This window comes from Pantoea sp. AS-PWVM4 (assembly GCF_000468095.1).
Lineage (GTDB): Bacteria > Pseudomonadota > Gammaproteobacteria > Enterobacterales > Enterobacteriaceae > Pantoea > Pantoea phytobeneficialis.
The window spans coordinates 89,192-112,909 of sequence record NZ_ASZC01000017.1; the positions used below are offsets into that span (position 1 = coordinate 89,192).

The 23,718-nt window shown below is 52.7% G+C and carries 25 protein-coding genes and 3 tRNA genes; 18 read left to right on the forward strand and 10 right to left on the reverse strand.

Going from position 1 to position 23,718, the window contains the following annotated elements:
- The first annotated feature begins 14 nt into the window (after window positions 1-14).
- From L579_RS15980 to L579_RS15990, 3 genes are read left to right on the forward strand one after another with little or no spacing between them, the layout of a single operon-like run.
- A complete protein-coding gene (locus tag L579_RS15980; protein WP_021185232.1) occupies window positions 15-251 on the forward strand; it encodes a DUF1656 domain-containing protein in 237 nt (78 codons plus the stop codon).
- Window positions 252-257: 6 nt separating this feature from the next.
- Window positions 258-1,115 (forward strand): efflux RND transporter periplasmic adaptor subunit, encoded by an 858-nt coding sequence (locus L579_RS15985; protein ID WP_021185233.1) that lies wholly within the window; start codon window positions 258-260, stop codon window positions 1,113-1,115.
- Window positions 1,116-1,123: 8 nt separating this feature from the next.
- Window positions 1,124-3,124: an FUSC family protein gene (locus L579_RS15990; protein ID WP_021185234.1), complete on the forward strand. Its 2,001-nt coding sequence runs from the start codon at window positions 1,124-1,126 to the stop codon at window positions 3,122-3,124.
- Here L579_RS15990 and L579_RS15995 read toward each other — a convergent pair whose 3' ends face one another.
- The 4 genes from L579_RS15995 to L579_RS16010 all read right to left on the reverse strand — a co-directional run bounded on the left by L579_RS15995 (window position 3,125) and on the right by L579_RS16010 (window position 5,558).
- Window positions 3,125-3,592 (reverse strand): hypothetical protein, encoded by a 468-nt coding sequence (locus L579_RS15995; RefSeq protein WP_036626931.1) that lies wholly within the window; start codon window positions 3,590-3,592, stop codon window positions 3,125-3,127.
- Between the two features lie 128 nt (window positions 3,593-3,720).
- Window positions 3,721-4,239 (reverse strand): superoxide dismutase family protein, encoded by a 519-nt coding sequence (sodC, locus tag L579_RS16000; protein ID WP_021185236.1) that lies wholly within the window; start codon window positions 4,237-4,239, stop codon window positions 3,721-3,723.
- Window positions 4,240-4,319: 80 nt separating this feature from the next.
- Window positions 4,320-5,216, reverse strand: a complete 897-nt coding sequence (locus L579_RS16005; RefSeq protein ID WP_021185237.1) for an aldo/keto reductase — start codon at window positions 5,214-5,216, stop codon at window positions 4,320-4,322.
- Between the two features lie 72 nt (window positions 5,217-5,288).
- Window positions 5,289-5,558, reverse strand: coding sequence for a DUF1289 domain-containing protein (locus L579_RS16010; RefSeq protein ID WP_021185238.1), 270 nt, complete (start codon window positions 5,556-5,558; stop codon window positions 5,289-5,291).
- Between the two features lie 201 nt (window positions 5,559-5,759).
- Here L579_RS16010 and eptA point away from each other — a divergent pair, with 201 nt between their 5' ends.
- The 5 genes from eptA (at window position 5,760) to rnt (ending at window position 10,462) form a co-directional block, all read left to right on the forward strand.
- On the forward strand, window positions 5,760-7,397 hold the full coding sequence (gene eptA, locus L579_RS16015) for a phosphoethanolamine transferase EptA (RefSeq protein WP_021185239.1): 1,638 nt from the start codon (window positions 5,760-5,762) through the stop codon (window positions 7,395-7,397).
- A 39-nt stretch (window positions 7,398-7,436) separates the two neighbouring features.
- Window positions 7,437-8,033, forward strand: a complete 597-nt coding sequence (locus L579_RS16020; protein ID WP_021185240.1) for a TetR/AcrR family transcriptional regulator — start codon at window positions 7,437-7,439, stop codon at window positions 8,031-8,033.
- 48 nt (window positions 8,034-8,081) lie between these two features.
- Window positions 8,082-9,179 carry an alkene reductase gene (locus tag L579_RS16025; protein ID WP_021185241.1) on the forward strand — a complete coding sequence of 366 codons (1,098 nt, stop codon included), beginning with the start codon at window positions 8,082-8,084 and terminating at the stop codon, window positions 9,177-9,179.
- A gap of 95 nt (window positions 9,180-9,274) precedes the next feature.
- Complete coding sequence (gloA, locus tag L579_RS16030) at window positions 9,275-9,682, forward strand: lactoylglutathione lyase (RefSeq protein WP_021185242.1); 408 nt, start codon at window positions 9,275-9,277, stop codon at window positions 9,680-9,682.
- 111 nt (window positions 9,683-9,793) lie between these two features.
- A complete protein-coding gene (rnt, locus tag L579_RS16035) occupies window positions 9,794-10,462 on the forward strand; it encodes a ribonuclease T (RefSeq protein ID WP_021185243.1) in 669 nt (222 codons plus the stop codon).
- Between the two features lie 35 nt (window positions 10,463-10,497).
- Here the strand turns inward: rnt and L579_RS16040 are convergent, their stop codons facing one another.
- Window positions 10,498-10,830, reverse strand: coding sequence for a Grx4 family monothiol glutaredoxin (locus L579_RS16040; RefSeq protein WP_021185244.1), 333 nt, complete (start codon window positions 10,828-10,830; stop codon window positions 10,498-10,500).
- A gap of 363 nt (window positions 10,831-11,193) precedes the next feature.
- Between L579_RS16040 and L579_RS16045 the strand changes: the two genes are divergently transcribed.
- Window positions 11,194-11,979 (forward strand): C40 family peptidase, encoded by a 786-nt coding sequence (locus L579_RS16045; protein WP_021185245.1) that lies wholly within the window; start codon window positions 11,194-11,196, stop codon window positions 11,977-11,979.
- 62 nt (window positions 11,980-12,041) lie between these two features.
- On the opposite strand, the gene L579_RS23825 is transcribed toward L579_RS16045, so the two are convergent.
- Window positions 12,042-12,131 (reverse strand): cytochrome bd-I oxidase subunit CydH, encoded by a 90-nt coding sequence (locus L579_RS23825; protein WP_150105780.1) that lies wholly within the window; start codon window positions 12,129-12,131, stop codon window positions 12,042-12,044.
- A 285-nt stretch (window positions 12,132-12,416) separates the two neighbouring features.
- Between L579_RS23825 and purR the strand changes: the two genes are divergently transcribed.
- Complete coding sequence (gene purR / locus L579_RS16050; protein ID WP_021185246.1) at window positions 12,417-13,442, forward strand: HTH-type transcriptional repressor PurR; 1,026 nt, start codon at window positions 12,417-12,419, stop codon at window positions 13,440-13,442.
- Here purR and punR read toward each other — a convergent pair.
- Window positions 13,439-14,350: a DNA-binding transcriptional activator PunR gene (punR, locus tag L579_RS16055; RefSeq protein WP_021185247.1), complete on the reverse strand. Its 912-nt coding sequence runs from the start codon at window positions 14,348-14,350 to the stop codon at window positions 13,439-13,441. The genes purR and punR overlap by 4 nt on opposite strands.
- A gap of 108 nt (window positions 14,351-14,458) precedes the next feature.
- Here punR and punC point away from each other — a divergent pair, with 108 nt between their 5' ends.
- Both punC and cfa read left to right on the forward strand, forming a co-directional pair.
- On the forward strand, window positions 14,459-15,661 hold the full coding sequence (gene punC, locus L579_RS16060; protein WP_021185248.1) for a purine nucleoside transporter PunC: 1,203 nt from the start codon (window positions 14,459-14,461) through the stop codon (window positions 15,659-15,661).
- A 308-nt stretch (window positions 15,662-15,969) separates the two neighbouring features.
- Window positions 15,970-17,118 carry a cyclopropane fatty acyl phospholipid synthase gene (gene cfa, locus L579_RS16065; RefSeq protein WP_021185249.1) on the forward strand — a complete coding sequence of 383 codons (1,149 nt, stop codon included), beginning with the start codon at window positions 15,970-15,972 and terminating at the stop codon, window positions 17,116-17,118.
- A 76-nt stretch (window positions 17,119-17,194) separates the two neighbouring features.
- On the opposite strand, the gene L579_RS16070 is transcribed toward cfa, so the two are convergent.
- Window positions 17,195-17,845, reverse strand: a complete 651-nt coding sequence (locus L579_RS16070; protein WP_021185250.1) for a riboflavin synthase — start codon at window positions 17,843-17,845, stop codon at window positions 17,195-17,197.
- A 202-nt stretch (window positions 17,846-18,047) separates the two neighbouring features.
- On the opposite strand from L579_RS16070, the gene L579_RS16075 reads away from it, so the two are divergent.
- From L579_RS16075 to L579_RS16100, 6 genes are all read left to right on the forward strand, one after another.
- Window positions 18,048-19,421 (forward strand): MATE family efflux transporter, encoded by a 1,374-nt coding sequence (locus L579_RS16075; RefSeq protein ID WP_021185251.1) that lies wholly within the window; start codon window positions 18,048-18,050, stop codon window positions 19,419-19,421.
- Between the two features lie 153 nt (window positions 19,422-19,574).
- Window positions 19,575-19,651, forward strand: a tRNA-Val gene (locus tag L579_RS16080).
- Window positions 19,652-19,654: 3 nt separating this feature from the next.
- A tRNA-Val gene (locus L579_RS16085) sits at window positions 19,655-19,731 on the forward strand.
- 31 nt (window positions 19,732-19,762) lie between these two features.
- Window positions 19,763-19,839 (forward strand) — tRNA-Val (locus L579_RS16090).
- Window positions 19,840-20,181: 342 nt separating this feature from the next.
- Window positions 20,182-21,594 (forward strand): pyruvate kinase PykF, encoded by a 1,413-nt coding sequence (gene pykF, locus L579_RS16095; RefSeq protein ID WP_021185252.1) that lies wholly within the window; start codon window positions 20,182-20,184, stop codon window positions 21,592-21,594.
- 304 nt (window positions 21,595-21,898) lie between these two features.
- The gene (locus L579_RS16100) at window positions 21,899-22,135 is read left to right on the forward strand and encodes a major outer membrane lipoprotein (protein ID WP_007374746.1); all 237 of its coding nucleotides are present in this window, start codon (window positions 21,899-21,901) and stop codon (window positions 22,133-22,135) included.
- Window positions 22,136-22,195: 60 nt separating this feature from the next.
- Here L579_RS16100 and L579_RS16105 read toward each other — a convergent pair whose 3' ends face one another.
- Window positions 22,196-23,230, reverse strand: a complete 1,035-nt coding sequence (locus L579_RS16105; RefSeq protein WP_036626935.1) for a L,D-transpeptidase family protein — start codon at window positions 23,228-23,230, stop codon at window positions 22,196-22,198.
- Window positions 23,231-23,295: 65 nt separating this feature from the next.
- Window positions 23,296-23,712 carry a cysteine desulfuration protein SufE gene (gene sufE, locus L579_RS16110; protein ID WP_021185254.1) on the reverse strand — a complete coding sequence of 139 codons (417 nt, stop codon included), beginning with the start codon at window positions 23,710-23,712 and terminating at the stop codon, window positions 23,296-23,298.
- Window positions 23,713-23,718: the final 6 nt, after the last annotated feature.

The following is a 23,718-nucleotide window of genomic DNA, read 5'->3' on the forward strand; positions in this document are numbered from 1 at the left end:
AAGGATGATGACAAGTGTCTGTTTTCCCCCTGACCGCTAACGCGCCACTCACTGACCTGGTCTTTGGTGCATCTCTGTTCTTCCCACCGCTGTTCAAAGCGGTACTGCTGGGTTTCTTTTTCTGGCTACTGATCCATCCGTTGCTGCGTGGCTGGATGTATTCCGGTGATATCTGGCATCCCACATTAATGGATCTTTCCTTGTTTGTGCTGTGCGTCAGCGCCGCACTCTGGTTACTGAGCCTCGGATAAATCGCCATGAAATTCAATCCCTTTAAATATTTTTCCACACTGGTGGTGTTTGCCCTGGCTTTATTGGCGGGCTGGTGGATGTGGAATTACTACATGCAATCGCCCTGGACGCGTGATGGCAAGGTCCGTGCCGAACTGGTTGATATCACCCCCCAGGTTTCTGGCCGCATTGTTGCGCTGGCGGTGCGAGATAATCAGTTTGTTCACAAAGGCGATACGTTGTTGACGCTCGACCCGGTACCCTGGCAGATCGCCCTGGATAATGCTGAGGCACAGCTGGCAAAAGCACAGTCGGATGAGCAGAAAGCCCAGCATGAATTGAACCGGCGCAGCAATCTACCCCGCAATGTGATTTCAGCGGAGGATCTTGATGCAGCGCATCTGACCGCCAATGCTGCCGCAGCGAGTACCAAAGCAGCCCAGGCGACACTCGACCAGGCACGCTGGAATCTGCAACAGACCAAAATCAGCGCCCCCACGGAGGGTTGGATCAGTAATCTGACGCTGCGCCCAGGTAATTACGCCACAGCGGGCACACCGTTGTTCTCACTGGTGGACAGTCATTCATGGTATGTGATGGGGTATTTCGAAGAAACCAAACTGCGTCACATCCAGCCCGGTGCCCTCGCGAATATTGTGCTGTACAGCAACGGTCAACGCCTGCAAGGCAGAGTGGAAAGCATCGGGCGGGCGATTTACGACCAGAGTGTCGACAGTGACAGCGGCCTGGTGCCGGATATCAAACCCAATGTCCCCTGGGTGCGGCTGGCACAACGGGTTCCGGTGCGTATTCATCTGGATGCCATTCCACAGGATATCCCGCTGGTGGCGGGCACCACCTGTACCATTTCGATTGTGCGCTGAGGCCACGGATGAATTTACAGTGGTTGGCGTGGCGCAATCTGCCGTGGATCAAAGCCACCCAGGGTGAATGGCGCTATGCCTTGCGCAATGCAATCGCCATGTGCCTGGCGCTAACGGTGGCCTACGCCTTGCAACTGGATCAGCCTTACTGGGCCATGACTTCCGCAGCCGTGGTCAGTTTTCCTACCGTCGGGGGTGCCATCAGCAAAAGTCTGGGACGTATCGTCGGCAGTTTGCTGGGTGCCACTGCTGCTTTACTGATTGCCGGACACACGCTGAATGAACCCTGGCTGTTTGCCTTTTTTATGGCAGGCTGGCTGGCGCTATGTACCTGGATTGCCAACCACTATCAAAACAATGTGGCCTATGCTTTTTCGCTTGCCGGTTATACCGCAGCGATTATTGCCTTCAGCAGCGTCAATATCACCGATATCAGCGAGTTATGGACCATTACCCAGGCACGCGTTTGTGAAGTGATTTCCGGTATTTTATGTGCCGGATTAATGATGATGGTTCTGCCCAGTACTTCAGATGGGCATGCGCTGATGAAGTCGCTACGCCAGATGCATGCCAGATTGCTCGAACACGCCGTGCTGCTGTTGCAGCAAGGGAGCACTGACAATGTTCGTAGTGCGCATGAGACGGTGATCAGTCAGATCCTGACCATGAATCTGCTACGTATTCAGGCGTTCTGGAGCCACTACCGCTTTCGGCGGCAAAATAACGTCCTGAATTATGTGTTGCATCAACAGTTGCGCCTGACCAGCGTGCTCTCCAGCCTGCGACGCATGTTACTGAACTGGCCAGAGGCACCGCAGTCGCTGTTTGATGCCATGCAAAAACTGTTGCACGAACTGGCACAGCCGGAATGTGATAAATATCAGTTGGCGCTGATTCTGCGCGGCATTACCCCGGCCGCAGCGGGCGATTACCGCCAACGCGCCTTTGTGCAGCGCCTGCGCTACTTTTGCTGGGTGTATCTTAATGTCCAGCGCTGGATCAGGTTGATCGAGCGAGCAGATGCGGATACCCGATTTCAGCCCCCACGCGTTCCGTCACTGGCACGCGAAAGCGATAGCGCCGAAGCAGGATGGAGCGCACTTCGCACCTTCAGCGTGATTATGTTGGGATGTGCGTTCTGGATTGCTACGCAATGGGATTCCGGTGCAGCGGCTTTGACACTGACCGCAATCGCCTGTGTGCTTTACTCTTCCGCCCCCTCGCCAACGGGCAGCATCTCGCTGCTGCTGAAAACCCTGCTGTGGCTGTCGGTGTTTAGTTTTATGTTGCAGTTCGGCCTGATGGTCCAAATCAGCGCACTGTGGCAATTTTTGCTGGTGCTGTTCCCTTTGCTGACTACCCTTCAACTGTTCAAGTTGCAGCAGAAAACCCGCGCGGGTATGTGGGGGCAATTTATCGTGTTTATGGGATCTTTTATTGCGGTCAGCAACCCGCCAGACTGGGATTATCAGAGTTTCCTCAACGATAATCTGGCCAAGGTCTGCGGCGTGATGCTGGCATGGCTGGCCTTTCAGGTACTGCGTCCCAGTTCCGATGCCCGGCGTAGCCGTCGCCATATCCGTGCCCTGCGTCATGCCTTCCTTGATCAACTGCGACGTCATCCCCAACTGAGCGAAAGCCGTTTCGAGTCACAGATTTATCATCATATCAGCCAGTTAAGTAATAGCCGTGATGAGCAGGCACGCGTGTGGCTGCTACGCTGGGGTGTGGTGCTGCTCAATTGTTCGCATATTGTCTGGCAGTTGCGTGAGTGGCAGCCTGGCTCTCAGACGCTGGCAGCGATGCGCGACAGCAGTCTGGAGGATTTACAACGCATCATGAGTATACGGGGCGTGCGTCATATGCCCTTGCAGGCGACGCTGGATGAACTGGAGGCGATGATTGTGCAGCTTCCGGTTGAACAGGATAGCGAGGCCAACACGCTGGCCGGCATTTTGTGGCGTTTGCGTTGCTCGCTGGCACAATTGAAACAAGCGGTGCCAGGGTGATTACTGGCAATATTGCTGCTGCTGGCGATTGAAATCAGCCTGCAATTGTTGCAGGGTTTTTCGCCCTTCGAAACGGGTTTTATCCTGCTCCGACATGGGTTCAACCACCAGCGCTTTCTCCTCGGGCGAATAGATAAAGCGCCGCGTCAGTTCCGTGCCGGTAAAACTTTTGCCCTCAATCGCGCCGCATACCATCGTCAGATTGTGGTGGAAAGTCTCAGCGTGGATGAAATCCGTCTCGGTCGCACTACGCAACACCTCCTGGCAGCCTTTTTCTTCCAGCTTTTCCAGCGTTCGTTGTGTCAGCCATTCGCGCCCTCGGGCAATGTTTTCACAACTGGCACGTAATGGGTTGCGGTCAATCACACGTTGCAATTGTCGACTGGCATCGAGCCGCAATTGCGTATCATTAGGCTGGTCACAGCCGACCAGCAACGCACATAACAACATGATCCCACTGGTTTTCATTCCTGCCCCTGCGCTTTTTTCCCTGTTATGTATCATAGGCGGGAAAAATCCACGGGAACAATACAAAAATCGATGAAGAAACGTCTGGTTACGCAAATCAGGGCGGCAGGGAAATTGCCGCCACCGTGTTAAATCACACCGCAGGCAAAACGCGCGCCACCGCCACCCAGCGGCAGGGGATGATCGGCGTGATTATCGCCTCCAACATGCACCATCAATGCCTTCCCTTTGATTTCATTCAGGGATTTGATGCGCGGAGCCAATACCGGGTAGTCAGCTTTGCCATTATCGGTGACGAATAATGCCGGCAGATCGCCGAGATGACCGTTGGCATAGGGTCCGAGGTGTTTCCCGGTGTTGCCCGGGTCAAAATGCCCACCTGCTGCACCCGCCGCTACCGTTTTACCTCCCGACTCTCCCGGTTCACAACTGCCTTTTGCGTGGATGTGAAAACCATGCACACCCGGTGCCAGACCCGTCAGTTCGGGGGTAAACTCCAGCCCCCAGGGCGTTTCACTGAGAGTGACTTTCCCTATAGCCGCACCAATACCTTGCTCGGTAACCGTATGCAGCGTCACCTGTTCTGACGCTGCTTGCGCAACGCCGCTCGTTAACACCGCCAGAACAGCAATCAGGATTCTATTCATAACATCTCCTTATGGTTAGCTTCCCTGTAAGCCTGGACGCTTTTTGTTCTGGCTGCCGGGTTTTGACGCTTTTTTACGCTTCAGGGCACATCGTAACCCAACGCCGCCTTGCGAATGCGGAACCACTGCTGGCGATCGAGCGTAAGTTGACAGGCGGCGACCGCATCGCTGACACGGGCCGTTTTGCCGGAACCAATAATGGGCAAGGGATGACTTGGCAGTTTCATGACCCAGGCATAAACCACCTGTTCAATATTGCTGGCACCGATTTCCTGCTGTATCTGATGAAGCTCATCCCGCAGCGGCTGGTAATGCGGATCGTTAAAGAGACGACCGCCGCCAAGACACGACCAGGCCATTGGTCGCATGCGTAACTGCTGGCATTGATCCAGGGTTCCATCCAGCAAGGTCGCCTGCTCGAGAGGCGAAATTTCCAGTTGGTTCGTCGCCAGAGTAAAAGGGAGCCGCGACTGCAACAGCGTAAACTGCGTCGGTGTGAAATTGGAGACGCCAAAGTGACGTACCTTGCCGCTCTGATGTAAAGCAAGAAAGGCTTCAGCCACTTCATCCGCATCCATCAAAGGGTCAGGACGGTGAATCAACAACAGATCAAGGTAATCAGTACCGAAGTGCCGCAGCGAGTTTTGCGCACTTTGCAAAATATGCCGCGCTTCGGTGATGTAATGACCAATCTGATGTTCCGCTTTGGCACGCGTAGCGATGCCACACTTGGTGACGATTTGCAGTTTTTCGCGCAAGCCTGGCGCCAGTTTTAGTGCTTCACCAAACGTGGCTTCACAACGGTAATCACCATAAATATCAGCGTGGTCAACGGTAGTGATCCCCAGCGACAAATGGTGCTCAATAAATTGTACGCATTGCTGGGCCGTCATACCCCACTCCATTAAACGCCAGTAACCCATGATCAGCGGTGAAAACGTCGGTCCCTGCGGGGCAATCTGTTGCGGTTGTAGCATCAAGGTTCTCCCTTAAAACACAATTCCGAATGATGAATCGGCAGTATAACGGAAAGTAACCTGGTGAGACGCTCAGAACAGTGAGGGTTGTTGCGGTTCGTCAGGTTGTTCACTCTTCTGGCTACGTTGTAAGCGCAACCAACGCTGGCGACACAAACGCAGCACATCACGTTTCTGCGCATCGCTGTATTGCATCCAGTTAAACCGCTCTTCACGACTGCGCAGGCAACCACGACAATAGCCGCGTTCATCGCTCTGGCAAATGCCGCGACAGGGACTGGGGACGGGAAAAAACTCAAGTTGCTCGGCCACTTCAACTCCGACGTCATGGGTTTGCAGCATATTGATAACAGCTTAGTGGCATTGTGCAAAGAGTAAACGCCCCTGGTCTACATTCCACGCAATTAATTATTCGTACCCAGATTGGGTAACTCCTGTTTACCAAACAGGTCGTACCGCCGGTAACTGCATTGAGCTTCCGTTAAGGTTTTCCTCATATTTTGTCTCTACTCTGGCACCATTCCGTTTTCTGATAGAGTTTCCATGAAATCCCCGAATAAGTTACAGCGTCACTCGACCTGGTTTAATTTTGGTGCTGCGCTCTTCTTTGCCATCGTCTTAAATGGCCTGTTTGTCTTCCGCGCCTGGCAAATTATTACCTACGATCGACTGCATGATTATCTGTTTGCCGCCAGTATCCCTGTGGTACTGATTTCGGCGTTCTACTTTATTTTTAGCCTGATCGCCTGGCCATTTATCCGTAAACCTCTGTTGATCGTACTGGTACTGACCAGTGCCGCTGCCAACTACTTTATGCATAGCTTTGGTACGGTCATTGACACCAACATGATCGAAAACGTGTTTGAGTCGAATGCACAAGAAGCCGGTGCATTAATCAGCCGAACCTGGGTGGTCTGGATGCTATTGATGGGCATTCTGCCAGTCGCCGTTATCAGCAGCATTCGTATTCAGAATGGGCAACGTTGGTGGTGGAGTTTGCTGCAACGTTTGGCGGGTGCACTTGGCGCACTGCTGATCATTTTGCTGATGGCCGTGCTGTTTTATAAAGACTATGCCTCGTTGATCCGCAACAACAAAGGCCTGGTTAAAATGATCACTCCGGCGAATATCGTTAGCGGCACCGGCCACTATGTCGATCAACGTTGGTTACAGGGTAGCCAGCAACTGGTCAAAATTGGCCAGGATGCACACAAAGGCCCGTTAATCGCGGCTGAACAGAAAAAAACCCTGGTCGTGCTGGTGGTGGGTGAAACCGGCCGTGCGGAAGACTTTTCCCTCGGCGGTTATCAACGCGACACCAACCCGCAGTTAAAACAACAGCAAGTTATTTATTATCCGCAAGCTACTTCTTGTGGCACTGAAACCGCCGTTTCCGTACCTTGCATGTTTTCCAAGATGCCGCGCGAAAAATACGACGCCAATCTGGCACACCATCAGGAAGGCCTACTCGATGTGCTGGCGCATGCCGGGGTGAGCGTGCTGTGGCGCGAAAACGACGGCGGATGTAAAGGTGCCTGCGACCGTGTGCCCCATACCGACATGACAATGTGGAATCTGACACAATATTGCCACGACGGTTTTTGTCTCGACGATGTGTTGCTGCATAACCTCGATAACTATACCGCCAGTCTGCACAACGACGGGATCATCGTGCTCCATCAAATGGGTAGCCACGGTCCGGCTTATTATCAGCGCTATCCCAGCCAATTCCGCCGCTTTACGCCAACCTGCGACAGCAATCAGATTCAGGATTGCGATCATCAGGCCCTGGTCAATACCTATGATAATTCGCTGCTCTACACCGACGACATGCTGAGTCGTACTATCGACAAACTGAAAGCGTTAAGTGACCGTTTCAACGTGGCGATGGTTTATCTCTCCGATCATGGTGAATCGCTGGGTGAACACGGCATGTATCTGCACGGTGCACCCTATATGTTTGCTCCTTCACAGCAAACACATATCCCATTGTTGATGTGGATGTCACCCGGTTACGCCGCCGCGTATCACGTTAATCAGGGGTGTTTACGTCAACAGGCAGCGGAGATTCCGGTATCACAGGATAACCTGTTCCATACCCTGCTGGGCATGTTCAACATCCAGACCGGCGAATATCAACCCAGGCTGGACATGATCAGATCGTGCCAGACGCTGAGTTAAAGATTGCATTAGACTGACTGGTCTACTACTCTGCGACACATGAACAAGACTCAACAACGCAACGAAACCCGAGAACACCTGCTCGCGACTGGCGAGCAGGTTTGTCTGCAACGTGGTTTCACCGGCATGGGCCTCAGCGAGATGCTGACGCTGGCGGAAGTACCGAAAGGCTCGTTTTATCATTACTTCCGCTCAAAGGAAGCCTTTGGCGTCGCCCTGCTGGAGCGCTATTTTGTCCACCATTTGCAGATGATTGAGCGCCAGCTGAGTCAACCAGGCACAACAGCACGAGAGCGCTTCCTGCAACACTTCCGTAGCGCTGAACACGTATTTATCGAGCAGGGCCATATTATGGGTTGCCTGGGCGTGAAACTCTCTGCCGAAGTGTGCGATCTCTCTGAGCCGATGCGCGATGCACTGCAACAGGGCGCGAATGCTGTAATAGGCGCTTACGCTCGCTGCCTGCAAGACGTGGCAACAGAGCAGGCGCTGCCTTATGGTCAGAGCCCGCAACAGTTGGCGCAGCGTTGTTATTTGCTCTGGCTGGGTGCCAGCCTGCAAAGCAAAATATCACGAGAACCTGGCCCCATCAGCCTGGCGCTCGAAACCATTGAGCAGTGGCTGAATAGCCACTGATTTTAAAAACCGCAATTCCTAGACGACCGGTCTAATACAGGAGTCAACATGGCGAGTAAACAGCTGTTCTCCCCACTGAAAGTGGGTGCGATTACCGTACCTAACCGCGTTTTCATGGCCCCGCTGACGCGTCTGCGTAGCATTGAGCCAGGCGACATTCCGACTCCGCTCATGGCTGAGTATTATCAGCAACGCGCCAGCGCGGGTCTGATTATCACCGAAGCAACGCAAATTTCTTTCCAGGCGAAAGGTTATGCAGGTGCGCCGGGGCTGCATACGCAGCAGCAAATCGCCGCGTGGAAAGCAATTAACGAAGCCATTCATGGCGCAGGAGGTCACAGTGCCGTGCAGCTATGGCACACCGGCCGCATCTCTCATCATAGTGTGCAGCCAAACGGTCTGGCACCCGTCGCTCCTTCCGCCCTGGCCGCCGGTACGCGTACGTCGTTACGCCACGCTGATGGCAGCGTCTATCGTGAAGATACCTCGCTGCCGCGCGAACTGAGCGTGGCAGAAATTAAGCAGATTGTGGCTGATTTTGGTCAGGCAGCAGCCAATGCGCGCGAAGCCGATTTTGATCTGCTGGAATTGCACTCTGCGCACGGTTATTTGATGCACCAGTTCCTCGCCCCTGGTTCGAACCAACGTACTGATGAATACGGCGGTTCGATTGCGAAGCGTGGTCGGTTCGCGCTGGAAGTTGTGGATGCGGCTATTGCCAACTGGTCAGCCGACCGTATTGGTATCCGCATTTCGCCGATTGGTGCCTTCCAGAACCTGGAAAACGGTCCGGATGAAGAAGCCGCCGCGCTGTGGTACATCTCCGAACTGGGTAAACGCAAGCTGGCGTATCTGCATCTGTCAGAACCGGACTGGGCTGGCGGTCAGCCCTACAGCGATGCTTTCCGCGAGAAAGTTCGCGCCCTGTTCCCAGGGGTGATCATTGGTGCCGGTGCCTATAGCGTTGAGAAAGCAGATGACCTGATTCAGCGTGGTCTGATCGATGCCGTCGCGTTTGGCCGCGATTTTATCGCCAACCCGGACCTGGTTGCGCGCCTGCAACACGATGCGCCGCTTAACCCACAACGCCCGGAAAGTTTCTACGGCGGTGGTGCGGAAGGCTATACCGACTACCCTACTCTGTAAAATCTCCCCGCTGCCGCCCCAATGTGCGGCAGCGCTGTTTTTTCGTAGCGTTAACTCGCTATACTTAGCTTTTGTGCTTTTTAAAAGAGGATGTTATGCGTTTACTTCACACTATGTTACGCGTTGGCGATCTGGAACGTTCAATCGAGTTTTATACCCAGGTGCTGGGTATGCGTCTGCTGCGCAAGAGCGAGAACACGGAATACAAATACACGTTGGCGTTTGTCGGTTACACCGAAGAGAGCGAAGGTGCGGTGATTGAACTGACCTACAACTGGGGCGTGGATAGCTATGACCTTGGTAACGCCTACGGTCATATTGCGCTGGGTGTTGATGATGTTGCTGCCACCTGTGACCAAATCCGTCATGCCGGTGGCAAAGTGACGCGTGAAGCCGGTCCGGTTAAAGGCGGCACCACGGTTATTGCGTTTGTTGAAGATCCCGATGGTTATAAAATCGAGCTGATCGAAAACAAACATGCCGGACACGGCATCGGCAACTAACCTGTTGCCAGGTCAGCCTGTACTTTTACCGGCTGACCCACCTCTCCTGCTGCACCCTCCCGCGATTTTTGCCATAATGCGCGCTGCCCCATTTATTGCTATGAGATCCTGATGTCTGAATCGAACGCCTTAAACGCTCTCCATCAACGCTTTCGCGGCTTTTATCCCGTGGTGATCGACGTCGAAACTGCCGGTTTTAATGCCAAAACCGATGCCCTGTTAGAAATTGCCGCCACCACTCTGAAGATGGATGATGACGGCTGGCTGCATTGTGATGAGACGCTTCATTTCAACGTTGAACCTTTTGAAGGCGCGATTCTTAACCCGGAAGCACTGGCATTTACCGGGATTGATCCCAGCAACCCGTTGCGTGGTGCAGTGAGCGAGTATGATGCGCTGCATGCCATTTTTAAGATGGTGCGCAAAGGGATGAAAGACAGTCATTGTAATCGTGCGATTATCGTGGCGCACAATGCCACCTTTGATCACAACTTCCTGATGGCTGCTGCGGAACGCGTGAGTCTGAAGCGTAATCCATTCCATCCCTTTGCCACTTTCGACACTGCGGCATTAAGTGGATTGGTATTGGGTCAGACGGTGCTGGCAAAAGCCTGTAAAGCGGCAGGGATGGATTTTGATAGCACCCAGGCGCATTCCGCCCTGTACGATACCGAACAAACCGCCATCCTGTTTTGCGAGTTGGTGAACCGTTGGAAACGTCTGGGGGGCTGGCCACTGGCGTTCAGTGACGAACTGTCGGAAGAAGACTCCGCCGAGTGACCAAAAGAAAGGCCGACGACTGTCGGCCTTAACGCTTATTCTGCTTCTTTATACTTCTCAGCAGTTTCTTTAATCAGCGGCTGAAGTTCACCACGCTGGAACATCTCGACGATGATGTCGCAACCACCGACCAGCTCGCCATCAACCCACAACTGTGGGAAGGTCGGCCAGTTGGCATATTTTGGCAATTCGGCACGAATATCCGGGTTTTGCAGGATATCAACATACGCGAAGCGCTCACCACAGGCAGACAGAGCCTGTACCGCTTGTGCAGAGAAACCGCAGCTTGGCAGTTTCGGCGAACCTTTCATGTACAGCAGGATCGGGTTTTCTGCGATCTGGCGCTGGATTTTCTCAACAGTACTCATTTTTGCCTTCCTTAATTCCTCACTTCGTGTTTGTTTATTGTAGCGATTTCACCCCCGCACTAAAACGGGATTTTGCGGTTCAGGCGCATCAATCGCCATGTTTGTTAAGTTCCGGTGCCATAAATAACATTTTCATATCATGATTAAGCATGAACCGATTAATAATTAGCAATATATCTGCTGGGTTAACCAGCTGAAATCGCTCATTTTTGCCCCATATCAACTCTGCTAACACATTAATAGAAAAATGCCTTACCTTTTAGAAAAAAACTGGATTAGAATCATCTCGGTGCTGATCGTTGATCAGATTTTTCTAACATAGCTGCGGGCTGTTTCTTCAGACTGCTTAACCTGTACCGGACTATGCGTTTACTCATTACGCTTTTTATGCTGGCTTTCGCCCAACTGTTTTTTAATGTGGCTTCTGCGTCACCGCATGCGCCCATCAATGCCAGTTTGCATAACGCTGAGAAAAAAAGTGCGCGCGAAGATGAGCGTCGCAAGCGACGTCCGGTAAAAACCAGCACCAAAAAATCCCGTCTTGCTACCAGTGTTCAGAAGCTAAAGCTGAAAAAACAGCCGAAAATGGAAACGGCGCTGCATAAAACCCGCAGCAAGAAAGCCCTGCTGAAATCACCGTCAAAAAAATATGGTCACCAACGTCTGGCCAAGAGAAGTGCGAAGCAGGACGATGACCGCGATTTGACCACCATCAAAATGAGCAATTCTCACCGTCAGCGCTATCAGAAAGCACGCGAAACCGCGATGAACAAGCTGATGGGGCAGATTGGTAAACCATACCAATGGGGTGGCACTTCACCGCATACCGGTTTCGATTGCAGCGGTCTGGTGTGGTACGCCTACAAAGACCTGGTCAAATATAAATTCCCGCGCACCGCCAACGAAATGTATCACCTGCGGGATGCGGCACCGATTAAGCGCGATATGCTGGAGAAAGGGGATTTGGTGTTCTTCCGCATCAATAATCGCGGCACTGCCGATCATGTCGGTGTTTATCTTGGCAATGGCAAATTTATCCAGTCGCCTCGTACCGGTAAAGATATTCAAATCAGTGCGTTGGGTGAGGATTACTGGCTGAAACACTACGTCGGGGCACGCCGTATGATGACCCCCAAAACTATCCGCTAAAAAACGCCCGATACCCGATAAAACAACAAGCCGGACCCTGATTTTCAGGTCCGGCTTTTTTATTAATGAAGGATCGCGGTGAAGCTGAACACGATAATCATTAGTAGCGCGCCCACAGTGGTAAACAGCGCCAGTTTCAGGTCTGTACTCATCACAACTCCTTAGTCACAATAAATGAAGGGTTATCGTAATTTTCTCACAGCCTCCGGCAAAAATCTCGTCTTATCCGCGCCAGCTTGCTAGAATCGCCGCCTTTCGTTGCGCAACAGATTTTGCGCACGCTGTGTTTGCGGCAAGTTAAAGTGTTATTGACCAGGTGTTAATGTCTTTTTCTTCGCCATTCGCCCCGAAAATCGGGGCGCAAAACCATTAGCAGACGCAAACGTTTAACAATATACTTATCAGTTAGTTGCGATAAGCCCGGGAGTACCATTTTCATGGCAACAATTAAAGATGTGGCGAAACGCGCCGGTGTCTCCACCACCACGGTTTCGCATGTCATCAACAAGACGCGTTTTGTTGCGGAAGAGACGCGTAACGCCGTATGGGAAGCGATCAAAGAGCTGCATTACTCGCCCAGCGCCGTGGCGCGCAGCCTGAAAGTCAACCACACCAAAACGCTGGGGTTGCTGGCCACCTCCAGTGAAGCCCCCTATTTCGCCGAGATTATCGAGGCGGTGGAAAACCACTGTTTCGATCGCGGCTACACGCTGATCCTGGGCAATGCGCATAACGACCTGCAAAAACAGCGCGCATATCTGTCGATGATGGCGCAGAAGCGTGTCGATGGCCTGTTGGTGATGTGTTCTGAATACCCCGACGACCTGCTGACCATGCTGGAAGAGAACCGTAATATCCCGATGGTGGTGATGGACTGGGGCGCATCGCGTGGCGATTTTACCGATACGGTGCAGGACAATGCGTTTCAGGGCGGCTATCTCGCCGGGCGTTACCTGATTGAACGCGGTCATCGCGACATTGGTGCCATCCCCGGACAAATGGAGCGCAACACCGGCGGTGGCCGCCATGCCGGTTTCATGCAGGCGCTGAATGAGGCAGGCATCACCGTGCGGCCCGAGTGGATTGTGCAGGGCGATTTTGAACCGGAATCCGGTTATCAGGCGATGCAGCAGATCCTCAATCAGAAGCAACGCCCGACTGCCGTGTTCTGCGGTGGCGATATCATGGCGATGGGCGCGATCTGTGCTGCGGATGAAATGGGCCTGCGGGTCCCGCAGGATATCTCCGTGATCGGCTATGACAACGTGCGCAACGCGCGTTATTTCACGCCGGCGCTGACCACTGTTCATCAACCTAAAGCTCAGTTAGGCGAAAAAGCGTTGGAAATGCTGCTGGATCGTATCACCAGCAAACGTGAAGAACCGCAAACCATTGAAGTTCAGCCAACGCTGATTGAACGCCGTTCAGTCGCTGACGGCCCGTTCCGCGACTACCGCCGCTAAGTTTCCGTTTCGCTCAACCATTCATGGTTGAGCGTTTCGGCATCGCCGAGATAACTCAGCAACCAACCCAGAGCCGGCGAATTACGTTGTTCCGACCAACTGACACAGCATGGGCTATCCGGGAACGGCGTGGGTAACGGTAACTCGGTTAATGCTCCGCTATCCAGCAATGGCCGGGCTAAATGGCCCGGCACCATCCCTACGCAGAGTCCCGCCAGCAGGCAATCGACACCGGTTTCCCATTCCGGCACCACCAGACGGCGTTGATTATCCAACGTCCAGGTCATGCGCCGCGGCAACGCCCGCGAAGTGTCTTCCAGCACCAGAGAAGGCCAGGCCCGCAACGTCTCGTCATCCAACAAGGTACTTTTTGCCAACGGATGATCGGGGCTGACCACGCAGCGCCAGTTCAACGCGCCCATATCCTGAAAGGCGAAACGCCCACCGACCGGGATCGCCTGAGTGGCCCCAATCGCTACGTCGACCCGCCCATCGGCCAGTGCATCCCAGACACCATTAAACACTTCATAACTGATAATCAGCTCCATGTCAGGAAAGTGACGGTAGAAATCCTTCACCAGTTGTCGGGTGCGATGAGGTTTAACGATGCAATCCACCGCGATACTCAACTGACCACGCCAGCCATTTGCCAACTGCTGGCACTGCCGCCGCGTCGCCAGCATTTTTTTGATAACACCTCGCCCTTCCCGGACAAAATGCTCCCCGGCCGCCGTCAGCACCACTTCCCGATGCTGACGTTCGAACAACGGCACCGCCAACCAGGTTTCGAGCTGCCGTACCGTGTAGCTGATGGCAGAAGGCACCCGATGTAACTCTTGTGCTGCCGCACTAAAACTACCGCTGCGGGCCACCGCATCTACCACTTCAAGCGCATATTCAGACCACATATTTTTGCCTGCAAATTTTTTGATAGCACCGCGCAAATATTAGCGTTTCACAAAACCTGGCGCACGCTTTTACACTCCTCCGCGTTTACCTGTCTAAAGAGAATTACCATGTTGTCATCAAAAGGATTTCTGCCTTATCTTGCTTTACTCAGCATGCTGGGCTTTCTTGCTACGGATATGTACCTGCCGGCATTCGGTGCCATGCAGCAGGATTTTGCTACCGCACCCGGTACCATCAGCGCCAGTCTGAGTCTGTTCCTTGGTGGTTTTGCCTGTGCGCAGGTCTTCTGGGGACCGCTGTCGGACCGCTTCGGACGTAAACCGGTTCTGCTGGCGGGATTAGCGATTTTTGCCCTGGGTTGTCTGGGCATGCTGTGGGTGAGCGACGTCCGTTTGATGCTGGCGCTGCGCTTTGTGCAGGCGCTGGGTGTTTGCGCTGCCGCCGTTAGCTGGCAGGCGCTGGTGGTGGATCGTTATCCGCAAAACCAGGCCAACAAAGTTTTTGCAACCATTATGCCGCTGGTCGCCTTGTCTCCGGCGCTCGCCCCGTTACTCGGTGCCTGGCTGATGGGCCATTTTCACTGGCGTAGTATCTTTCTGCTGCTGACACTGATAACCCTGGTGTTGCTTATTGGCACCCTGCGTCTGGCGAATCCCGTACGAGCCGACACCACGCGAGCGCCGCAGCCTGGCTGGCTGACGCTGCTGGCATCGCGTACTTATAGCGGCAACGTATTGATCTACTCTGCCTGTTCCGCCAGCTTTTTTGCCTGGTTGACCGGTTCGCCCTTTATCCTCGCGGATGCCGGTTTATCACCGGCAGATATTGGCCTGAGTTATGTGCCGCAAACTATCGCCTTCCTGATCGGTGGATTTGGCTGCCGCGCGCTGCTGAATCGTTTTCAGGGGAAACAACTGCTGCCGTGGTTACTGGTGATCTACAGCCTGAGCATTCTTAGCCTGTTTGCGGTTGCGCAGCTTTCCGCCCCCGCGCTGTGGGCATTGCTGTTGCCGTTCTGTGGTATGGCGCTGGCAAATGGTGCTATCTATCCGATTGTGGTCGCCAGTGCCCTGCTGCCCTTCCCCCAGGCAACAGGCAAAGCCGCTTCATTGCAAAATTTGCTACAACTCGGATTATGTTTTGTCGCCAGCCTGGTCGTTTCCGCTGGATTACAACAAGCGCTGCATAGCACCAGCCTCGTGATGCTCGCTACCGTTGCACTCGCCTGGGCTGGTTTCGGTTGGCAACGTACGGCAAACGCACAAAGTGATGTTGCTCACAACTCCTTAGCCTGCGAAGATAATCACTGACGCAACAACTTTAGTTAGCATCCTAACGATAAGTCGTTGAATATTGACCCACGTAAGCATATACTGCGTGGGTCAGCAATTCTGTAACAAATCAATAACATAAATGTATTACTATTAAGCGACTCTGTCGCTGGGATGGCGTCTGCACGATATTCTCGCCTGTGTTGTGCCAGACATTTCTATTCAGATTCATACCTCTGTAAAACGTCGGATATCTGGCGCACGGATTTTCCGTGAGTTCTCTCACAAGCCTGGAGAAATTGACTATTCTTTTCTCAGGTTGAAATCGGAAAGGTGATGGAGAAGCTATGAGTTCATCGTGTATAGAAGAAGTGAGCCTTGAAGAAAACCACTGGTTTCGTATCGCCCATGAATTACTGGAACGGGCTGATATTGCCATTAATGGCACTCGCCCCTGGGATATTCAGGTTAAGCATCCGGATTTTTTTAAACGGGTCCTGCAAGAAGGTTCATTGGGCTTAGGTGAAAGCTATATGGACGGTTGGTGGGACTGTGAAAATCTCGACATGTTTTTCCACCGCGTACTGAAGCACCACCTGGATCAACAATTACCGCATCATTTTAAAGACACGTTGCGTATCGCAGCCGCGCGTCTGACCAATTTACAATCGAAAAAACGCGCCTGGATTGTCGGTAAAGAGCATTACGATCTTGGAAACGACCTGTTTTCTCTGATGCTTGATCCCTTTATGCAGTACTCCTGTGGTTACTGGAAAGAGGCCGAGACGCTGGAACAGGCGCAACAAGACAAACTCGATATGATTTGCCGCAAGCTGCAACTGAAACCCGGCATGACATTGCTTGATATTGGTTGTGGTTGGGGTGGACTGGCAGAGTTTGCCGCACGCAATTATGGCGTGAAAGTGCATGGTGTCACCATTTCGGCAGAACAACAGAAGATGGCACAGGAGCGTTGTGCCGGCCTGGACGTCACCATTCTGTTGCAGGATTATCGCGACCTGAATCTGCAAGTTGATCGTATCGTCTCGGTCGGCATGTTCGAACATGTCGGTCCCAAAAATTACGCGACCTATTTTGAGGTGGCCGATCGTAATTTGAAGCCGGACGGTATTTTCCTGCTGCATACCATTGGGGCAATTAAAACCGATATGAATGTTGACCCCTGGATCGACAAATATATCTTCCCGAATGGTTGCCTGCCCTCCGTACGCCAGATTGCTAATGCCAGTGAGTCACATTTTGTGATGGAAGACTGGCACAATTTCGGCGCGGATTATGACACCACGCTAATGGCCTGGCATGCGCGTTTTCTTGACGCCTGGCCGCAGCTGGCAGAAAAATACGGTGATCGTTTTAAACGCATGTTCAGCTATTATCTCAATGCCTGCGCTGGTGCATTCCGCGCGCGTGATATTCAGCTGTGGCAAGTGGTTTTCAGCCGTGGAGCTGAGGGCGGCCTGCGCGTCGCGCGTTAACCTCCCGTTTGTAGCGGCGTGACTAATCACGCGCTTTTAAAACAGCGCGATAAATCGCGCCGCTACGAATGCCAGGTTATTCACTCTCGTCGGACTGCTGCTGCGCCAGAGCGGCTGCTTCACGTTGTGCCAATACGCGCTCAACGGTTTCGACAATGGCCTGGGTATGCGGATCAATCTCGATATTCACCTTGTGACCTAACTTCTTCGCGCCAAGCGTGGTGCGCTCCAGCGTTTCCGGGATCAGGTGCACACAGAATTTACTCCTGGTCACATCACCCACCGTCAGGCTGATACCATCAATACCGACAAACCCTTTATGCAGAATATATTTCATCTGCGCCGGGTCCTGTAATTTAAACCACACCTCACGGTTGTTTTCTGACTGAATAATTTTGCAGATTTCTGCGGTGGTCATAATATGGCCGGACATTAAATGACCGCCAATTTCGTCACTGAATTTTGCAGCGCGCTCAATATTCACCACATCACCCACCTGCAATTCGCCCAGGTTGGTAATCCGTAAGGTTTCTTTGATTAAGTCAAAGCTGACCTGGTCACCGTCAATCGCTGTCACCGTCAGGCAGCAGCCGTTATTCGCCACTGATGCGCCCAGTGCCAGCCCCGGCAATAACTCTTCCGGCAGTTTCACGACATGGGTGCGAAACAACTCTTTTTCTTCGATTGCAACAATCTCTGCCGTACCTTGTACAATTCCAGTAAACATAATCTCAGCCTCTGCGAAGTTTGCGCTAGTTTATCACAGCTGCCCCGTTCGGGTTTAATTTGGCGGTGCGTGAAATTTACACAATCGTTTTAACAAAATGCGAACAAAGTTTGGCTAAGCGTCAACAGACCGGTAGACTAGGCCGCGCATTCTTTGGGGATTTCTCCCCGTTCTCTTCTTATTATTAAAATGCAGGTGATACGTGCAGAAGTATTTAACAGAAGCGCGTCAATTGCTGGCCCTTGCGATCCCGGTCATCCTTGCTCAGGTTGCCCAGACCGCAATGGGTTTCGTGGATACCATTATGGCCGGTGCGGTAAGCGCCACGGATATGGCCGCCGTTGCGGTGGGCACCTCTATCTGGCTCCCCGCCATTCTGTTTGGTCATGGTTTGCTGCTGGCATTGACGCCTACCGTTGCGCAACTCAATGGGTCGGGACGACGTGAGCGCATCGCGGAACAAGTCCGTCAGGGTTACTGGCTGGCGTTTTTTGTCGCGCTGCTGATCATGGTGGTACTGTGGAACGCAGGCTATCTGATTCATGCCATGCATGATATTGATCCGCTGCTGGCCGCCAAAGCCGAAGGCTATCTCCATGCCCTGCTGTTCGGTGCGCCTGGCTACCTGTTTTTTCAGGTGGCGCGTAACCAGTGTGAAGGTTTGTCGAAAACCAAACCCGGTATGGTGCTGGGTTTCCTCGGTTTGTTGACCAATATTCCACTCAACTATGTGTTCATTTATGGTCATTTTGGCATGCCAGCGCTGGGTGGCGTGGGCTGTGGCGTCGCCACCGCCAGCGTCTATTGGGTGATGTTTATCGTGATGCGCTTCTGGCTGAAACGTATGGGCAGCATGCGCGATATCCGTATGAGTACCGCCTTCTCCACGCCGTCGCGGGTCATTCTGTCACGCCTGTTTGGCCTTGGCCTGCCGGTCGCACTGGCGCTGTTTTTTGAGGTCACGTTGTTTGCCGTGGTCGCGCTGCTGGTTTCACCACTCGGTATTGTCAAAGTCGCCGGGCATCAGATCGCGCTGAATTTCAGCTCACTGATGTTTGTCCTGCCGCTGTCGCTCGGGGTAGCCACCACCATTCGCGTCGGTTATCGCCTGGGTCAGGGTTCCACAGAACAGGCGCGGGTCGCGGCCTGGACCGCGCAAGGGGTCGGCATCAGTATGGCGGCCCTCACCGCGTTGTTTACCGTGACCTTCCGCCATCATATCGCGGCGCTGTATACCGCGAACCCGGAAGTGATCACCCTGGCGGCGCAACTGATGCTCTTGGCAGCCATCTACCAGTTCTCTGATTCGATTCAGGTGATTGGCAGCGGTATCCTGCGTGGTTATAAAGATACGCGTTCTATCTTCTTTATTACCCTCGTCGCTTACTGGGTACTGGGACTGCCAGTAGGTTATATTCTGGCGTTGACCGATCTGGTCGTACCAAGACTTGGCCCTGCCGGTTTTTGGTGTGGCTTTATTGTCGGACTGACTTCGGCGGCAGTGATGATGCTATGGCGCATTCGCCGTTTGCAACGCCTCCCTGCGCAGGTGATTCTTACGCGAGCAGCACGCTAAGTCGCTGAGCGGGCCGGAAAAGGCCCGCAACGCCTAAAAAAACGACGCATAGCACAGATGCTGGTCAGTCATGATGAAAAATCGCTTTTTCCCCTTGCCAGCTCATCTGCCTGCCGTTAATATTCGTCCCCGCTGTCGCCCTGACAGCGTGTTGCGCTCTTAGCTCAGTTGGTTAGAGCACCACCTTGACATGGTGGGGGTCGATGGTTCGAGTCCATTAGAGCGCACCAAGTGCGTCCGTAGCTCAGTTGGTTAGAGCACCACCTTGACATGGTGGGGGTCGGTGGTTCGAGTCCACTCGGACGCACCATTTCTTCACCCTGAAGTATCACGGGTACAATGCGCTCTTAGCTCAGTTGGTTAGAGCACCACCTTGACATGGTGGGGGTCGATGGTTCGAGTCCATTAGAGCGCACCACTCTTTTTCAGTTTCCTGTTGCGCAACTCTCTCTTCCTTGATCTGTATCGTTTTATCTTACTGCTTTCATATTGGTTTTCGCATACTTAGCGACTATACTATGCCGCGTTGTCCCACTTGAAAGGTTTCAGCGCTAACGTGTTAATGGCGAGAACTCAAATTATTTGCGCAACACCGCCTAGTCGGTTCTCTCGCGAACCGCACAACTTCCCTGCACGCTTAGCTATCGTCTCCTATTCTTACTCTGTATTGCCCTTATCAACACCAAACGAATTTCCACTTCGGTGCCTGCGCATCGAATCCCAACCTTTATCATCCATCACAACTTACAGATAAGCTGACATGAAAAAGACCAAGATCGTTTGTACTATCGGTCCGAAAACCGAATCGGAAGAGATGCTGACTCAACTGCTGGAAGCAGGCATGAATGTCATGCGCCTGAACTTCTCTCACGGGGATTATGCCGAACATGGTCAGCGCATTACCAACATGCGTGCTGTCATGGAAAAAACCGGTCGTCAGGCTGCGATTCTGCTGGACACCAAAGGTCCTGAAATCCGCACCATGAAACTGGAAGGCGGCAATGATGCCCCATTAAAAGCTGGCCAGACCTTCACCTTCACCACTGACCAGTCCGTCATTGGCAACAGCGAGCGCGTCGCCGTCACCTATGCGGGTTTCACTGAAGATCTGAAAATCGGCAACACCGTGCTGGTTGATGATGGCCTGATTGGCATGGAAGTTATCGAAGTCACTGAAAACACCGTGGTATGTAAAGTGCTGAACAACGGTGACCTCGGCGAGAATAAAGGCGTTAACCTGCCAGGTGTCTCCATTCAGCTGCCGGCTCTGGCGGAAAAAGACAAGCGTGACCTGATTTTCGGTTGCGAGCAGGGTGTCGATTTCGTTGCCGCGTCCTTTATCCGTAAACGTTCTGATGTGCTGGAAATTCGCGAGCATCTGAAACAACACGGCGGCGAACATATTCAAATCATCTCTAAAATCGAGAATCAGGAAGGTTTGAACAACTTTGACGAAATTCTCGAAGCGTCTGACGGCATCATGGTGGCCCGTGGCGACCTCGGCGTAGAGATCCCGGTTGAAGAAGTGATCTTCGCGCAGAAGATGATGATCAAGAAGTGCAACAAAGCACGCAAAGTGGTGATTACCGCCACGCAGATGCTCGATTCCATGATCAAAAACCCACGCCCAACCCGTGCTGAAGCTGGCGACGTGGCGAACGCCATCCTCGATGGTACCGATGCGGTGATGCTGTCTGGTGAAAGCGCCAAAGGTAAGTATCCGCTGGAATCGGTCACTATTATGGCGACCATCTGTGAACGTACCGACCGTGTGATGAAATCACGCATTGATTCGCTCCAGGACTCACGCAAACTGCGGATCACTGAAGCCGTGTGCCGTGGTGCCGTTGAGACCGCTGAAAAGCTGGAAGCTCCGCTGATCGTCGTCGCCACTGAAGGCGGCAAATCAGCCAAAGCCATCAGAAAATACTTCCCGGATGCGACCATCCTGGCCTTGACGACCAATGCCACCACCGCACGCCAGTTGATTCTGAGCAAAGGCGTTGAAACCCACCTGGTTAACGAAATTGCCTCAACTGACGATTTCTATCGTATTGGCAAAGAAATGGCGCTTGAGAGCGGTTATGCGCAAAAAGGCGACGTGGTAGTGATGGTTTCTGGTGCACTGGTTCCAAGCGGCACCACCAACACGGCATCAGTACACGTACTCTGATTTTCGCTTGAATGTTTATTAAAAAGCGCCCTTTTCGGGCGCTTTTTTTATTCCGGGTCTAATACAAAAGCACGAAATTACCAATCGATAATAACTATTCAAAAACCCAGAAAATTAAGGCTAATCCGATTAAATATCTCTGTTTTAGCTAAATATTTTTATCATCTTCTGCTAAACGATGCTTCTTTGAGCGAACGATCAAGTTTAAGCGTGTTCTCAGCAAAAATTTATTCTCAACTCAAAAAGCTTTGTGTAATACTTGTAACGCTACATGGAGATTAACTCAATCTAGAGGGTATTAATAATGAATCGTACTAAACTGGTACTGGGCGCGGTAATCCTGGGTTCAACTCTGCTGGCTGGTTGCTCAAGCAACGCTAAAATCGACCAGCTGTCTTCAGACGTTCAGACTCTGAACGCTAAAGTTGACCAGCTGAGCAACGACGTGAACGCAATCCGTTCTGACGTTCAGGCTGCTAAAGATGACGCAGCTCGTGCTAACCAGCGTCTGGACAACCAGGCTCACTCTTACCGTAAGTAAGAGTTCTGGTACTAAAAATGGCGCCGTTATGGCGCCATTTTTTTTGTACTGAATTCACCGTCAGGGTTTGGTCACTGTCGTTCCGCTGGCCTCACTGATGGTCGCACGCCCCGCTTCATTCCCCTGCTGAGACTGCACCACCTGCGGCATCGCCGTATCCTGCGTCACCGGTTCACCGCTGCTTACCAGCACCGGCATCCCTGAACGTCGTTCCAGCGCAGCCTTAATCAACGCAGTATCGCTTTGCGGGCTATTAATGAAGGTCTTCATCGGCGCAGTTAAGGCAATCGGCATAGTCTGTGGATCGTCTTTATCGGTGCGAGAGAGCGGCTGATGCACTTCGATATAGCGCTTACCATCCGGTTCGATGGCATATTTCACCGGCTGATTGATCACCTGCACACGCGTCCCCTTCGGCACGCTGGCGAATAACGCTTCAATATCTTCCGGACGTAAGCGGATACAGCCGGAGCTAACGCGCATACCAATGCCGAAATCCGCATTGGTACCGTGAATCAGATATTGCCCGGTACCGCGTGCCAGACGCATGGCAAACAGCCCCATAGGGTTATCAGGCCCGGCAGGGACCACGCCCGGCAAGGTAATGCCTTCTTTGGCGTAGCGTTTGCGGATATTGGGTGTGGGTGTCCAGGTCGGATTGGGGATCTTTTGGCTGATGCTGGTTACCATTACCGGCGTCGCTGCGCCGAGCTGACCAATGCCAATCGGATAGACAATGACCCGGTCTTCCCCTTTGGGATAGTAATAAAGACGTAACTCAGCCAGGTTTATCACAATCCCTTCATGCGGCGTGTCTGGCAACAGCATCTGCAAAGGGACGGTGAGCTGAGTCCCGGCTTTCGGCAACCAGGGATCAACGCCAGGGTTTGCTTCCAGCATCCCCAGCAAACCAATCTTGTAGTGGCTGGCAATGCTTTCCAGTGGCCGCTTATCATCCGGCACCACAGTCAGGGTATTTTCACCAATTAAACGGCTGCCCGCCTCGGGCAGAGGGTATTCCGTGGCAAGCGCAGGTGCAGAGAGTCCCCAGCAGGACAACAGCAATGCACCGGCCAAACGTAAAGCTGGTCTCATGCAATTTTCTCTTTGTCGGAAGAAACAGACCCCGGTCAGGTTGGCCGGGGTCTGGAGAGTGTATCTTAGCTGAGGGTCTGAGCGTTATGACGGATAGCGCGAATCATCGCTTCCAGCCCCTGCGAACGTGAGGGGGTAAGGTGTTGGGTGAGCGCTAATTGTTCAAACCAGTAGCGCACATCAAGGTCCAGGATTTCTGCCGCTTTCAGCCCCTGATACAGGCTAAATACCACGGCGATCAAGCCCTTAACAATGGCGGCATCGCTGTCGCCCTCAAAAGCAATAGTACCATCCGTTTGTGGAGTCATGGTGATCCACACCTGGCTTTGACACCCGGAAATCACATTTTCCGGCTGATATAAGCTTTCGGACGATTCTGGTAATTTTGCCCCGAGTTCAATGATGTAGAGGTACTTCTCTTCCCAGTTAGCGCAACGGTTGAAGTTGCGCACCAGTCTCTCTTTATCTGGCAAATTTGCCATTTGATA